At 56.4% G+C, this 14596-nt stretch carries 10 protein-coding genes; 9 read left to right on the top strand and 1 reads right to left on the bottom strand.

The genetic code is table 11. The annotated features are described in order from the left end of the window. From B9Z45_RS14845 to B9Z45_RS14835, 3 genes are all read left to right on the top strand, one after another. A partial coding sequence (locus tag B9Z45_RS14845; RefSeq protein WP_146180911.1) for a transposase occupies positions 1-271 on the top strand: 271 nt, incomplete at its 5' end. 174 nt (positions 272-445) lie between these two features. Continuing rightward, the gene (locus tag B9Z45_RS14840) at positions 446-2311 is read left to right on the top strand and encodes a sensor histidine kinase (RefSeq protein WP_108408000.1); all 1866 of its coding nucleotides are present in this window, start codon (positions 446-448) and stop codon (positions 2309-2311) included. 58 nt (positions 2312-2369) lie between these two features. Further along, positions 2370-3068, top strand: a complete 699-nt coding sequence (locus B9Z45_RS14835; RefSeq protein WP_108407999.1) for a response regulator transcription factor — start codon at positions 2370-2372, stop codon at positions 3066-3068. A gap of 148 nt (positions 3069-3216) precedes the next feature. On the opposite strand, the gene B9Z45_RS14830 is transcribed toward B9Z45_RS14835, so the two are convergent. Continuing rightward, positions 3217-3597 (bottom strand): hypothetical protein, encoded by a 381-nt coding sequence (locus B9Z45_RS14830; RefSeq protein ID WP_108407998.1) that lies wholly within the window; start codon positions 3595-3597, stop codon positions 3217-3219. Positions 3598-3987: 390 nt separating this feature from the next. On the opposite strand from B9Z45_RS14830, the gene B9Z45_RS17075 reads away from it, so the two are divergent. From B9Z45_RS17075 to B9Z45_RS14800, 6 genes are all read left to right on the top strand, one after another. Further along, positions 3988-4398 carry an energy transducer TonB gene (locus B9Z45_RS17075; protein WP_158270438.1) on the top strand — a complete coding sequence of 137 codons (411 nt, stop codon included), beginning with the start codon at positions 3988-3990 and terminating at the stop codon, positions 4396-4398. Between the two features lie 25 nt (positions 4399-4423). Continuing rightward, on the top strand, positions 4424-5074 hold the full coding sequence (locus tag B9Z45_RS14820; RefSeq protein WP_108407996.1) for a MotA/TolQ/ExbB proton channel family protein: 651 nt from the start codon (positions 4424-4426) through the stop codon (positions 5072-5074). Continuing rightward, entirely contained in the window at positions 5071-5481 is a 411-nt protein-coding gene (locus tag B9Z45_RS14815) for a biopolymer transporter ExbD (RefSeq protein WP_108407995.1), read from the top strand. The genes B9Z45_RS14820 and B9Z45_RS14815 overlap by 4 nt, the downstream gene beginning before the upstream one ends. Positions 5482-5679: 198 nt before the next feature. Beyond that, positions 5680-7359 (top strand): ShlB/FhaC/HecB family hemolysin secretion/activation protein, encoded by a 1680-nt coding sequence (locus B9Z45_RS14810; protein ID WP_158270437.1) that lies wholly within the window; start codon positions 5680-5682, stop codon positions 7357-7359. A gap of 13 nt (positions 7360-7372) precedes the next feature. Then, complete coding sequence (locus B9Z45_RS14805; protein ID WP_108407993.1) at positions 7373-10753, top strand: filamentous hemagglutinin N-terminal domain-containing protein; 3381 nt, start codon at positions 7373-7375, stop codon at positions 10751-10753. Next, a complete protein-coding gene (locus tag B9Z45_RS14800; RefSeq protein ID WP_108407992.1) occupies positions 10750-14583 on the top strand; it encodes an S-layer family protein in 3834 nt (1277 codons plus the stop codon). Before B9Z45_RS14805 ends, B9Z45_RS14800 begins: the two co-directional genes overlap by 4 nt. Positions 14584-14596 lie beyond the last annotated feature (13 nt).

Below are 14596 nucleotides of genomic sequence, written 5' to 3'. Positions count from 1 at the left end.
GAAGGCACTGATCGCATCCAAGGCACCACATGCGAACGACTTCACCAACCAGCGGGTGCGCAAGGGAGGTGAGGTTGACCCGGCCCTGCGCTCGAAGAATCGCAACAAGTCCAAGGTACGCGCCCGGGTGGAGCACGTCTTCGCAGTGGTCAAGCGGCTGTGGGGCTTCACCAAGGTGCGCTATCGCGGCCTGGCCAAGAACGCCACGCGCTCGTTCGTGGCCTTGGGTCTGGCCAACATCTACTTAGCGCGTGGACGCCGCATGGCATGAGTGCGTCTTCAGAGCGCGCAATGCGCGTGTCTGGCGTGAAAAGGCCAGAAATACGGGCCGAAATTGGGCCGCTTCGCCCATCACATCTCGCATCATGCAATCAACTAGCAACATATCGCTGAATTCGTTGGCTTGTTCAGCGTAGCCTTAACCCGTATTTCAAGCGAGTCTTTGATGCGGGCTAATTGCATTCGTGCTGTCTTGGTTTCTGGCTTGCTGGCCCTGTTTGCCTTGACCGCAGCGGCAGAGGACTGGGTCACCCAACGAGGCTGGCTGGAAGATCCAGGTGGACAGAAAACCTGGGCACAGGTACAGGACGCGACCTTCCAGCCATTTGAAGGGGTTTTGAGCAAAGGCTTTGGGCATTCTGTGATTTGGGTCAAGCTCAAAATTGATGCCCCAAAGCAAGCGCAACAGGCTGAAAACCTGGTTGTGCGTTTGCGACCGGTCTACCTGGACAGCATCGATGTTTTTGATTCTCCCGCGCCTGGCAGCACCGCTGGCCAGACGGGCGATGTCCATCACCCGGCTTTGCAGCCTTTGCGTGGTTTGGATTTCATGGTGCCCTTGGTGGCTGGGCCATTGCCGCGCGACATCTGGTTGCGGGTGACTTCCAGCAGTACCCGGCAGATCCATGCCGAAGTCTTACCCGAAAAAAAGCTGCTTCAAGAGATGCAGTATCAACAATTGCAATTTGCACTTTATGTAGGGGTGGTCACAATATTTGCCCTGTGGGGGCTCAGCTATTGGGCTTTCACCAAAGACAAGATGGTGGGGCTTTTCGGGGTCAAGCAAACGGCAGCCCTGGTGTATGCGTTGTGCTCTTTGGGCTACATGCGCATGTGGTGGCCACTGGACTGGCCTGCGGCCTGGCTTGACAATTTGTCTTCGTTGTTCAGTATGCTTGCGACCACTGCAGCCATTTATTTTCATTACGTGTTTTTGCAAGACTATCAACCCAGGCGCTGGGCTGTCTGGCTCTTGCAAGGATTGCTGTGCTTGTTGCCCATCAACCTGCTCATTTTTGCGATGGGGCATCCCATGGTGGCTCTGCAAATCAACTTGATGTCAGTGTTGGTGACCCCGTTTGTGATGCTGGGCGCTGCATGGACAGCCAAAGGTTGGCGTGTTGAGCCAAAAGTGCAGGGCGTCTCAGCCATCAAGCTTTCACGGTTTCTGGTTGTTGGCTTTTATGCGGTGTTAGTTGTCATTTTGGTGTTGGCTGCCTTACCAGGGCTTGGATTGGCGCGGGGAGGCGAAATCGGGCTTTATCTGGTGCAGGCTCATGGATTGGCCAGTGGGTTGATGGTGCTGCTGCTGCTCCAGTACCGAGCGCACCTGATGCGCAAAGCACAGTTTGAGGCCCAAAGCCTTTTGGCGCGCACTCAGCTACAGGTTGTGCAAGATCGAGTGCAGCGTGATGAGCAGGAAAAGCTCTTGACCATGCTGACGCATGAACTCAAGACACCGCTGGCAACCATCTTCATGCGGCTTGACGAACGTGGCAAGAATGCGCAAGCCATCAAACAATCCATCCGGGAGATGAACGATGTCATTGACCGCTGTGTGCAAGCCAACAAGGTGCAAGACCATAAACTGCAGGTGAACAAAGAATCACTTGACTTGATGCAAATCTTGGGGGATGTTGTCGCCAGCGCCCCCACGCCAGACCGCATTGATTTGCCTTTCAACCACCCGATATGGGTACAGACTGATCGGCAGTTGCTGTTCATTGTGCTCAACAACCTGGTGGAAAACGCTTGCAAATACTCACCAAAAGAAACACCCATTCGCATCGTGCATCAGGATATGGGTGACTTGGTGCAACTGAGTATTTGCAACCTTCCTGGTCGCGCAGGTTGGCCGCAGGAGGCGCGGGTGTTTGAAATGTACTATCGAAGTCCTGGTGCACAAGGTCAGGCAGGGACCGGCCTGGGTCTATTTTTGGTCCGAAGCCTGGCCTTGATGTTAGGTTGCCATATTGCTTATCAACCCACATCGCAGCATGTTTGCTTTGTATTGACCTTGCCAAAGTCTTGAGTGCGATGACTTTGGTTTTTTTTGGTCTTGTATTGCATGGCTTTGATACATTGACGCCATGACGGATTCACCTTCCCTGCACATTTTGATTGTCGAAGACAACGACAGCCTGCGCGAAGCCACGCAAGAGCTGTTGGTTCAGGACGGCCATCAGGTCACGGCTGTGAGCAGTGCTGAAGAGGTGGACGACACCCCTACACGCGATGTGCCAGACCTGTATCTGATCGATGTGAATTTGCCCAGCGAGAACGGATTCAGCTTGGCAGAGCGCATCCGAAAGAGCCATCCAGCGGCGGGCATTGTGCTCATGACGGCGCGAGGTCAATTGCAAGACCGACTGTTGGGATACAACTGTGGCGCAGACAATTACCTGGTCAAACCGGTCGAACAGGCCGAGCTGCTTGTTTGCATACAAAACCTGGCCAGACGCCTCAAGTCTGAAAAGCAAGCTGAAGTAGCAGGTCTGGTTCTGGATGCACAAGCCTTGAACCTGCATGGTCCTGCTGACAGCGTTGCGCTCACTTATTCTGAAAGCTTGTTGCTCACGGCCATGACCCGTGCCGTCGGTCAAAAGCTCGAACGCTGGCAGGCCATGCAATTGATCGATGCCAAAGACAAAGGCTTGTCGCCCGCCAACTTGGAAATGCGTATAAGTGCGTTGCGCAAAAAGATGGATTCATGCGGCGCTCCTGCGGATGCCATTCGCACCATTCGGGGCTTTGGGTATGCCTTAAGCTGCCGCGTCAAAATTGCTTGAGACTCCGCGAATCGAGTTGAAGCATTGGCTTTTCCCGTTACGTGTTCTGGCTGCAATGCAATGATCTGACAGTGCAGAACGTTCTGTTCAGTAAGCCTTGCAAAAGATTTGACCCGAGCCATTCAGCTGCGAGCTAACCCATTCAAAATCAATTGAGGCTTGAGTCGTCTGCTGCCTTGGCCTTCTTGCTGCCACCCCGGGTTGGACGGGCAGTGGTGCTGGCTTGGGGTAAAGACCCTGTAGGCATATTGCTTGCCGCCGCATTGGCTTGTGCTTGCTGAGAGGCGACTTGCGCGCCCAGGCGAGCGGCTTGAGAAAAATGGGCTGAAATCAGGCTTTTCAACTCATCAACTTGAGTGAAGGCGTATTCCACATCCGGAAAGATGGCCGGTGCATTCAGCAGCTTGCCGTCTTCTGTCAGCAAGGCTGTTTGCACTGCAATGCCTGCTGGCGTTGTTTCAACCAAAAAAACGCTTCGCCCTTTGATGGCTTGTTCAGACGGTGCAGTGTTGCTTGCTTCCTCGGCCATGGTGACATTCTCCTCAAGTTGAACTCATGTATAAACCGTTTGAGTTTACCTATATTCGCAATGCAGTTGTCCATCGAGCGCCCACAGCCACGCCATGCTTCTCAATTTTTGAGAGTCTTTGGCCTGGTGCTGGCTGTTCACATGTGATTGGGCTGGCCTTTGCTGGCTTCACCCAATTTGCAGCTGCCTCGCAAACTTGCGCCCATCACCGTCGATATCGGTGCGGCTGATCCTGCTGTTCAGCGAGGTCTCGAACAAGCTGTTGCTGCCCAGGACGGGCAAGGAGGCGCGGCTAGTCGGACGCCTGCACAAAAAACACAAACCAAAACCCAGCCGCTTGCAAAACCTCTTGCACCTGCGCCATCAAACGCATCACCTGATGCGCCTTTGGTGGCAAAGCCGGTCGAACAATTCACCCCCCCTGCAGAGCCAGTTGCTGCGGCTTTGCCGGGCAGTGCCACACTTGCCGTGCCCAAAGGGCAGGCGCAGGTCACGCAGGAAACCGTGAAAATCACTGAGCCTGATTTGCAGGCGGCCTACAAAGAAAACCCCAAGCCTCCCTATCCCAAAGCCGCCTTTCGCGTCGGCGCCGAGGGCACAGTGGAAATCGCTGTAGAGATCAATCCGGATGGCACGGTGGCTGCTGTCAAGCTCGCGCAAAGCAGTGGCAACGAATGGCTGGATCAATCTGCCCTGGACACCGTCAAGGGCTGGCGTTTCCGGTCTGCACGCAAAGACGGGGTGCTGAGCAACAGTGTTGTGCGGGTGCCCATCACTTATCGTTTAAGAGCCGCCCGATAATGGCAGGCTCACAAATGGAACAAACATGCTGAATGAAATCATTGTCGATGCCACACTGGGCGTGCTGGTTCTGCTCTCGGTGGTGACCTGGACAATTGCATGGATCAAGGTACGCCAAGACCAGCAAGTTGTGCGCGAATCCAAAGTTTTTGAAACCCAATTTTTTGCGGCACGCGCATGGACAGAGTTGACGGGGCTGGTTCAAAACTCCCAAGGGGCCTTGGCCAGCATGGCGGTTGCAGGCGTGAATGCCGTTGAAGACTTTCTGGCCAGCGGCCCCATTGCGCTGTTGGACCCCCAGCTCAATCTCGAGCGTGCTTTGCATCAGTCCTTGCAAGAGCAGTTGCGCAAGCAAGAGCGTGGCCTGTCTGAGCTGGCCACCATTGGTTCTATTTCGCCTTTTGTGGGGTTGTTCGGTACCGTCTGGGGCATCATGAACGCGCTCAAAAACATCGGGGAGACCGGGCAAGCCAGCATCGATGTGGTGGCGGGCCCTGTGGGTGAAGCCTTGATCGCCACAGCCGTGGGCATTGCAGTGGCCGTGCCAGCAGTTCTTTTTTACAACTTTCTGTTGCGTAAACAAAAGTTGCGTGTGACCCAAATGGAGGCTTTTGCCGATGCATTTGCCCGGCTGGCCATGAAACACCTGTCATTTGCCCAAGGGGCTGTTAAATGAGCATGCGCTCTTCAGGCGACGGTGATGGCGCTATTGCCGAGATCAATGTCACCCCTTTGGTCGATGTGATGTTGGTGCTGTTGATCATTTTCATCGTGACGGCGCCCATGATCGCGCCCCAAGCCATGAAGATTTCATTGCCCCAAACTGCGCCAGTGGTTCAGCGCGACCAAGCCAAAAATGAAGTACTTGTTGTTTTTAAAGATGGTTCGATGCAATACAAAGGATCTATTGTTTCAGAGGCTGAGCTCAAGGCCCAAATGACTGCTGACGGCAAGGCTTCAAAATACCAACTGCAGGTGCAGGCAGACGAGGCCGTGCCCTATGGCCGCATTGCTCAGGTCATGGCTTTGGCGCAAGCTGCGGGCTTGCAGCGATTGACCTTCGTGACGCTACCGCAAAAGTAAGGGTCAATACTAATATTGAAAATATGATTTTTAGGTTTCTTTGGTTAACAATTTGACATTTTTCATAGTATCCGCAGTATGCGGATATTGTGCTCACACTTTTACCAAAAATTATATGCAACGTTGATTTTGCTTGGCTTGGCCCAGGCGGGATTTTCGCAAGCATTGCCGTACCCGCCTGACCGTGCGGGGCAGTTGATGCAGCAACTGCAAAACGACCCCTCGCTCAAGCCAGGGGCTCAGCCCTCATTGCCCAAGCTGGAGCCGCAAACAGCACAGCCGGCGACCGCTGCAGAGGTAAAACCAGGAGAGGCCACTTTCCTTTTCAAGTCGATCGGTGTTTCGGGCAACACGCTGGTCAACACGTCACAGATCGAGGCCGTTCTTGCGCCCTGGTTGGGCAAGGACATCAGTCTGTCCCAGTTGCAGCAAGCCGTGGCGCAGATCTCCTCGCTTTACCGCGATCAAGGTTGGCTGGCACAAGCTGTTTTGCCTGACCAAGACGTCTCTGAAGGCCATGTGGTCATCACCGTCATCGAGGGCAAGTTAGGCCAAGTGATTGTGCAGATGCAAGAGGCCCAGTCGCAATTGGGTGATGTTGTGCGTCGCCGCGTTCAGGCGCTGATCAAACACCGAATGCAGTTGGGTCAACCCATCCAGTTCAACGACATGGACTGGGCACTGCTGGTGGCGGGTGATTTACCTGGTGCTGCGGTGGCCGGTAGCTTGCAGGCGGGTCAGCTTGCAGGCACTTCTGATTTGCTCGTCAAGGTCGAGACCACGGTTTTGCTGGCAGGTCAGGCCAGTACCGACAACATGGGCAGCCGCACGACAGGCATTGTGCGTTTGAATGCCCAGTTGCAAGTCAACTCGCCCTTTGGCACGGGTGAGCAGTTCTCTTTTTCTGGCAGCAAAAACGCTGGCAGTCTTTATGTGCGTGCGGCAGTCAGCACACCCTTGGGCATTGAAGAGTGGCGAGGCTTATCGCTCAATGCCGAAGTCAGTCGCATGAATTACCGCATTTTGGAAAAGTACATGCCGGAGGGTGCGAAGTTGAGGCCGGAGGGTTTCAGCGATGTCTATGGTCTGAACCTGCGTGCCCCTTGGGTGCGATCGGCCAACACCAATCTGAATCTGGATCTGGGGCTCGAGAACCGCAATGCGGTGGACAAGTCTGACCTTGAAGTACCTGGCACCTTGGGCGTGGTGCGCCACACCAAGGTGCACAACCACACCCTTGGCTTGAACCTCAGCCACTTGGACGGCCAGTGGGGTGGTGGCAACAATGTGCTGAGTCTTGTGCATACACGTGGATCGATCGGCTTGGGGCCCTCTGGCGCTGCTTCTCTGGACGCCACTGAGGCGCGCACCCAAGGCGCCTACAGCAAAGATCGCCTGACGGTTTCCCGCTTGCAGTTCATCGATGGCCAGCATTCGATCTTCATGTCCGCATCCAAGCAATGGGCCAGCAAGAACCTGGACTCTTCAGAAAAACTGTATCTGGGTGGCGCATCGGGTGTGCGAGCTTTCCCCAACAGCGAGGCAGGTGGCAGCGCCGGCGTCACCACCACGCTGGAACTGCGTCGCGAGTGGAATACGCAGTGGCAAACCACCTTGTTTTACGACTATGGCCGCGTGACCCAATTCAAAATTCCTTACCGCGCCGACGGCACCAGCCTGCTCAATGACCAAAGCAACGAGTTGATGCTGCGCGGCCGAGGCATTTCGGTGACCTACCGCTTCGCTTCAGGTGCAGAGGGCAAGGCCACCTTTTCACGCCGTGTGTCGCCCAACCCCAAGCCCACCTCAGAGGGCACAGACAACGACGGCACCCTTCGACTCAACCGTGTCTGGCTGACAGCCAGCATTCCTTTTTAAGCAAAGAAAGACAGTGAACAAGGTTTACCGCATCGTCTTTAACGAGGTCACCGCCACCTGGACGGTGGTGGCCGAGACGGCGCGTTCGAGCGGTAAACGCAGCTCCTTGGTCAAGAAAATGGCCAAGCTGGCTGCCGTTCTGGGTCTGGCCGGGCACATGGCGTTGGCCGCAGCGGGGCCACCTGCACCCACCGAGCTGCCCACGCAAGGTCAGGTGGCGGCAGGCATTGCACAAATTGGCAGGGCGGGCACAGCCACCGCGCCCCTGCTCAACATTGACCAAAGCTCGCAGCGCGCCGTCATCAACTGGGGCAGCTTCAACCTGGGCTCGGCCGGCACGGTCAACTTCAACCAGCCCAACGCGCAAGCCGCCACTTTGAACCGTGTGCGCGACGTCAATCCCAGCCAGATTTTTGGCAAGATCAATGCGCCTGGTCACGTCACGTTCATCAATCCGGCAGGCGTGTACTTTGGCAAAAGCGCTGTGCTCGACGTAGGGGCTGTCACCGCCACCACCATGAGCCAGAGTGACGCCAACTTCATGGCGGGCAAAGCCGAATTTGCGCGCAACGGAGCCACGGGCGCCGTGGTCAACGAAGGCAGCATCCGCACCGCGCTCAATGGTTACGTGGCCCTGCTGGCACCCCAAGTGCGCAACGAAGGCTTGATCGTGGCCCAACAAGGCACGGTGGTCATGGCGGGGGCAGAGGCCGTGACCCTGAACTTTGACCCCTCCCGCAAACTGGCCAGCATCACTGTCAGCCCCAGCCAGATTGCGACCTTGGTGGAAAACAAGACCGCGGTGCATGCGCCCGATGGCCTGATCATCCTCAGCGCCACGGCCATGGATGCGTTGACCGGTCAAATCATCAACAGCGGACAACTCAATGCCAGCAGCCTGACTCGCCAGGGCGGTCGCATCTTGCTGCAAAGCGGCAAAGTGCAATTGACCAGCACCAGCGTGCTCAATGCCAAAGGCATCACGCAAGGTGGCGAGGTGCAGATTCAGGCGCAGCGTATCGAGAACGCAGGCGTCATCGATGTCTCGAGCACCCAAGGCCCGGGCGGCAAAATTGTGATGCAAGCGATCAGTGCTGCACCACAAACGGCCCCTGCCAGCATTGCGCTGGCACCGCAGTCGCAACTGCGCGCAGACGGCGCCAACCGGGGTGGTGAGATTCGCCTGGAGTCCACCCAAACTGTGCAAATGGACAGTGCCACGGTGTCGGCTGTCAGCTCGGCAGGAACCGGTGGTGTGATCGCCGTGCAAGGCCGTGATGTGACCGTTGCCAGCAGCACCTTGGTGGCAGATGGCGACACGGGTGGTGGCCAAGTGCACATGCGTGCCACCCCGAGCACCCCAGCCACGCCTGCGGATCCCCTGGGGCCAGTGCCTGATCTACCCGTTGTGCTGATCAACGGCAACAGCCAGATCAGTGCCAGCAGCCGCCGTGGTCGCGGCGGGCTTGTGTCCATCACCGGCACCACCCTGCTCTTGCAGGACAGCACCCGCATAGACGCCACGGGAGCCAGCGGTGGGGGCGAGGTGTATGTGGGCGGCGGCTGGCAAGGCACGGGCGACTTGCCCCAAGCCACCACCGTTGCCATGGGCCCAGACGTGGTGATTGACGCCAGCGCCACAGACACCGGTCAAGGGGGCACAGTGGTGTTGTGGAGTGATATTCACAATGCCGATTCGGTGACCACCGCGGAGGGCACCATCTTGGCCAAGGGCGGTATAAATGGCGGCGATGGTGGACAGATTGAGACTTCAGGCAAATGGCTAAAGCTGGGTGACAAGGTTTTTGTGTCAACAAAAGCTTCTGCGGGTCGAGATGGTTTGTGGTTGTTGGACCCTGAAGATTTGTGGATTCGAGATCCCAGTTGGAGTGGCTACAACTACACAACGACAGGCACCACCACATACACAGCCTTAACAGCGAACTCAGGCGCGTCCATTCTTGTCTCTGGTGCGGATACGCGGGACAGAGGAGGGGGTGTGACGGTCTTGAGGACGGACACGATCAATGCGGCGTTGACTCAGGGCAACGTTTCAGTCGTTGCTTCCGGGTTGATTGATGCTGCTGCATGGGAGGCTGGAGCTTCGTATCCCAATCACTACATCAACTACTCTGGTTCCAATAAATTGACGTTCCAGGCAGGTACGTCAATTAACTTATGGAGTTCCAGATTCAGCCTGCTGAACGGCACACTTGAATTACTCGCTGGCACTCAGATATCCCAAGCGGGTCCAGGCATTGCAGGTGCCATTTACGCCAATACACTGATATTGGGTTCCTCCAATGGTGGAACCAGCAAGCCGACTGTCTCTTTGGCCAGTGCTACCAACCTGGTCAACAACCTTCAAGCCAGCAATGTTGGCAATCTGAATTTTTCAAATGCGCAGTCATTCAATGTCAACAGCAATGGTCTGAGCACAGCGGGTTCTGTGTCGCTGACAGCAGTCGGCAGTATTTCAATTAACGGAAACATTTCAACCACTTCATCAGCCTCGGATGCAGGCCTCACCCTCAATGCCTCCGCCAACGTCACCCTGGGCAGCGCCATCACGGTGGCAGGGCCCATCGCGGTATATGGCGGCAGCATCAACGTGAACCAAGCCGTCACAGCCGCCGGCAACATTTTGCTCGATGCCGACACGGGCGCTTTTATAACCCAGAACACGCAGGGTGTGGCGGTCGATGCAGCGGTCAAAACCACTGGAAACGGCAGCATCACCATCTTGGGGCGTGGTGGGAGTGGTACGGGTTACGCGGCCAACATGGGGGTCAACATCACCCAGTTGGTGGAGGCCAGCGGAACAGGAGCCATTGAAATCACAGGCTATGGTGGACTCTCCAGCAACGGAGGGGCTTCGAGCAGCCACGGCATCAACATACAAGGCGCCAGTGCTTGGGTGAAGTCCAATGGCGGTAACGTGGTGTTGACCGGTACAGGCGGTGGCGCTGGCAGTGGAAGCTACAGCCAGGGTATCGTCGTCATCACCAGCTCAAAAATTTCAGCTGGAGGCGCAGGGACTGTCACCCTGTCAGGCACGGGTGGTGTGAATACAGCTGTGGGTTTGCGTGGTGTGGTGATCACAACTGGAAGCAGCATTTACTCTGCTGGTGGCGCGATCAACATCACGGGTCAATCGGGGACCAACGGTTCTGACAACAGCGATGGTGTGGCCATCGACACCGCCACCATCGGCAGCGCCGCGACGGGTCATATCACCATCGTGGGCTATGCGGGTGGAGGCTCGGGCAGCGAAGCCATTTCGCTGAGCAGTACCAACACCTTGGGTGCGGCCAGTCATGCTGGCAACCTGGTGTTGCGTGGCAACAGCTTCGCCTTGGCTGGCACCAGCGCGGTCACCACCACGGCCAAGTGACCCTGGAGTCCACGGGCAGTTCGTTTACCAGCGCACTCAGCCTCTCGTCGAGTTTGGCGATTGGTTCCAGCGCCACAGGCCTGACGGTTGGCAAAACCACCAACACCGCAAACATCACCGTTCCAGTGAGCCTGTCCATCGCTGGCCCTGTCGCCATCTATGGTGGGCAAATTGATGTTCAACAAAGCTTGACATCGGCAGGTGCCATCACGCTCAAATCGAGCACCTCGGATGTGCTGTTGAGTGGCGCAGTGACCAACAATGCAGGGACGGCAACATCACTCACGGTGGAGGCCGCACGGCATATCCGCCTTGGAAGCAATGCCAGCATCACTGCCAGTACATCTGCCATGAGCACCCAGCTTTGGTCTGATACCGATGCCAGCGGTGACGGCATCGTGTACGTGGAAAGCAGTGGCATCACGACCCGAGGCGGGGCACTTACTTTCGGCAAATCAGGCCAAACGGCGACCATTGGTGGCCAATCGGCCATGGTGGGCGGCGATGTCTTCTTCCAGCGTGGTTCAACGCAAACACTCAGCACCGGGGGTGGTGCGGTCAATGTCTATGGTGAAGTGATTGTTAGCAACACCAACGGGCTTGTCGTCGATTCGGGCAACGGCAATGTCACCTTCCATGGGATTTTGAATTCGGGCAATTCATACAGCTTCATCAACAAAACAACCGATACCAACCGTACCTGGGACTGGGCTCGAACGGATGCAAAAAACAGCACTGCAGGCGGGAGTGCAACTGGTGAAAGCTATCTGGTCAACATCACATCGCGACTGGAAAACGCCATTGCCGGCTTGACGGCTAACTACAACGGCGCTTGGATTGGTGCCTACCGTTCCAACACAAACAGTTATGCGTGGGTGTGGGCTGATGGCCCCGAGGCAAACGCCCAGTTCTTTACCCAGGGTGGCTCAACGTCAGCGGGTTACTACGCCAATTTTGGCCCTGGCGAACCCAACGGTGGATTGGACGCCACGCGGACCAATGTCGAGTCGGTTGGGCAGTTTTATGGCGCAGCCGGTCGGTGGAACGACCTGAATCACACCACCACGTTCAGTGCTTCACAGGTCAGTGACTACGCTGTGTTGGGCTATGTACGCGAGACCAATTTGGGTGGCTCGCCTGTGACCATTCAGGCGGGCACGGGCACGGTCAATCTCAAAGCCAATGTGGGTTCCAGTAAGGCCATATCAACCCTGGCTGTGACGGCGGCTTCTACGGTGACCAACGGCACATCGTTGGTGACTTCTGGTGCTCAAAATTACACGGGCAACCTGACCGCCAACGTTGGCAGCAGCGATCTGTTGGTCAAGGGCAGCGCCATCAATGTGTCTGGCGTTTCAACCATTACAGCGGGGCGTATTTATCAACAGGCCAATTTGAATGCAACAGGGACGGGCGCTATGACGCTCAATGGTGCATTGATCGTGAATGCTGACAATTTGTCCATCACATCGGGCATTGGTGGGGTGAATTTCAGCTCAACCATCAACAGTGATGCCTCAACCACCCTCAGAAACCTGACAGTGACTGCAACGGGTGGCGACATCACGCTTGGGGGCGCTGTGGGCACCACCACCAAAATTGACAGTCTTCTGTTCAATGCCAATAACGTGGTGCTTCCCAATGCGAATACCACTTTGGCTGTCGCAGAAGACTTGGTTTTCAATGCCGCATTGAAGCATGCAGGCACTGCCAACATCACCGCCACGCTGACTGCTGGCGATGACATTTATTTCAATGGCGCCATATCTGCGGCATCGACGGGCAAGCTCAATCTGGCGCTGACGGGTGCCAAGTACTCTGGCGTCATTGCCTTTGAAGGGGATGTCACCACGGCGGGTGGCAGTTTGACGGCCACCGCTGAAACGATCAGTTTCCAGGCGACCTCAAACCAGACGATTGACACCAGCATCAGTGGTGCCACCGGCGGTGCGATCACCTTGAGCAATACTGGCGGTACAGACACCCAAGTGCTGTTGGGTGTTTTGAACAGCGGGTCTGCTGGCGCGCTGACGGTTAATTCTGGCGGTGGTGCGGTGTCTGTGACAGGCACAGTCAATGCGGCAACGTCCATTCAACGGCAGACTGCGATTGGTTTGGGTCTGACTGGGTGGAGTTCAGCAGCCACTTACAACACCGGTTATGAGGAATGGGGCACGATCCTCGGCCCGTTTTCCAGCGGCAGCAACTCGGTCACGAAGGCGCTTGATTTCGGGAGTACCGGGAAAAACATCACCTTTGATGTTTTTCAGCTGGAAAGCTGGGACACCGAAAATTTCCGCTTCTATGTGGGGGCCACCACAATTGGTGAGAAATCGCTTGTTACCGCATCTGGTATTTCTGCTGCTACAACGGCTACTTCAGTCGTTTCTGGTTACGCCATCACACTTTCTCCCAGTGGTGGCGTCCTTTGGGGAGATTACGGCACCGGTCGCCCAGATGTCACCTGGACTTCACAAAAGATCAATGTATCCATCACCACACCGGCCCTGTCTGCATTTACCTTCAAGGTAGACAGTTCATTGAATAGCACTTGGAACGACGAAGGCTGGGGTATCAAAAATCTCTTGGTCCGTGACCTGGCCACCGCTTATTCTGGTAATATGGCGTTGACGGTTAATGCTGGTGCTGGCGCTATTGGTTTGTCGGGGGGTGTGGGGCAAACAAAGAGCCTGGGTGCTGTTCAACTCAACAGCACATCGACCACCACTTTGGGTGGGTCGGTGACGGCAACGAGTGTGAACACCAATGCCGGTGGAACACTCCAGATCAACGGCGCATCGGTGAACACAACCGGTGTGCAGACCTTCGGTGAGAACATCAATCTGGGGCGCAGCGTTGTCCTGGCGGCATCAGACATCAGCACCGGCGGAGCCATTAACTTGGGTTCTTACGGACTGACGCTGAATGCCAATGCCGACTATGCGATCGCCGGGGTCGTCAGTGGGGCGAGTGGTTCCATCACCAAACAAGGCACGGGTGCGCTGACTTTGTCGGGCGACAACACGTTTACTGGGGGCGTGACTGTTTCTGCGGGCACGGTCAAAGCGGGTGCGAGCGCTGTGCCCAGCACCAGCGGTGCCATGGGAACCGGCGCGGTGACGGTGCAGTCAGGTGCCGTGGTTGATCTGAACGGCAAGACGGTTGCCAACGCGCTCAACATTTCTGGCACGGGCATCGGCAGCACAGGGGTGTTGATCAACTCCAGCGCGACCGCGGCCACTGCCAGTGGCGCTGTGACGGTGGCCACCAACTCAACATTGGGTGGCACCGGCGCCATGACGCTCAGCGGAGTGGTGAGCGCCAGCAGCAATACGGTCACCTTTGCCAATGCGTCGGGGTTCACCGCCACCAACACCAGCAACAGCATTCAAAACATCGTCATCACCAACAGTGCGCTGACGCTCAAAACCAACCAGGCGTTGTCAGTGGCGGCCAGCAGTTTGAGTGGGGCCACCACATTGCAAACCGTGGCGGCCGACAAAGACATCACGATTGCGGGAGCCATCACGAACACCCTCAATGGGAACAGCCTGACCTTGATGGCTGCAAAAGACATCGCCTTCAGCAGCAGTGTCTCAGGGGCCTCGGGCAAGTCTCTGAGTGTGTATGCCTACTCGGACACGGACAACAGCAACGCCGGAGGCATTCGATTCAGCTCTTTCATCTCTACATGGGGCGGCCATGTGGTGCTGGGCGGCGGCACCACTGACACGACCTCGGGATGTGCTGCAACTTTTTCGTGTACGACCGGGTACGCCAGCCAAGGCGTCTCCAATATTGGCATCTACTTGACCGGGGCCAGTCAATAAATTCAGGCAAGTG

Origin of the sequence: Limnohabitans sp. 2KL-17 (assembly GCF_003063415.1) — a bacterium.
Classification (GTDB): Bacteria; Pseudomonadota; Gammaproteobacteria; order Burkholderiales; family Burkholderiaceae_C; genus Limnohabitans_A.
Note: the sequence above shows the minus strand (reverse complement) of the source record. Positions and strands in the feature narration are given on the sequence as shown.

What these genes read in the sequence shown, in the direction of transcription:
- B9Z45_RS14830 (WP_108407998.1), bottom strand. Translation starts at nt 3,597, where the DNA reads ATGGCCGAGGAAGCAAGCAACACTGCACCGTCTGAACAAGCCATCAAA.
- B9Z45_RS14815 (WP_108407995.1), top strand. Translation starts at nt 5,071, where the DNA reads ATGAGCATGCGCTCTTCAGGCGACGGTGATGGCGCTATTGCCGAGATC.
- B9Z45_RS14810 (WP_158270437.1), top strand. Translation starts at nt 5,680, where the DNA reads ATGCAGCAACTGCAAAACGACCCCTCGCTCAAGCCAGGGGCTCAGCCC.
- B9Z45_RS14820 (WP_108407996.1), top strand. Translation starts at nt 4,424, where the DNA reads ATGCTGAATGAAATCATTGTCGATGCCACACTGGGCGTGCTGGTTCTG.
- B9Z45_RS14840 (WP_108408000.1), top strand. Translation starts at nt 446, where the DNA reads ATGCGGGCTAATTGCATTCGTGCTGTCTTGGTTTCTGGCTTGCTGGCC.
- B9Z45_RS14835 (WP_108407999.1), top strand. Translation starts at nt 2,370, where the DNA reads ATGACGGATTCACCTTCCCTGCACATTTTGATTGTCGAAGACAACGAC.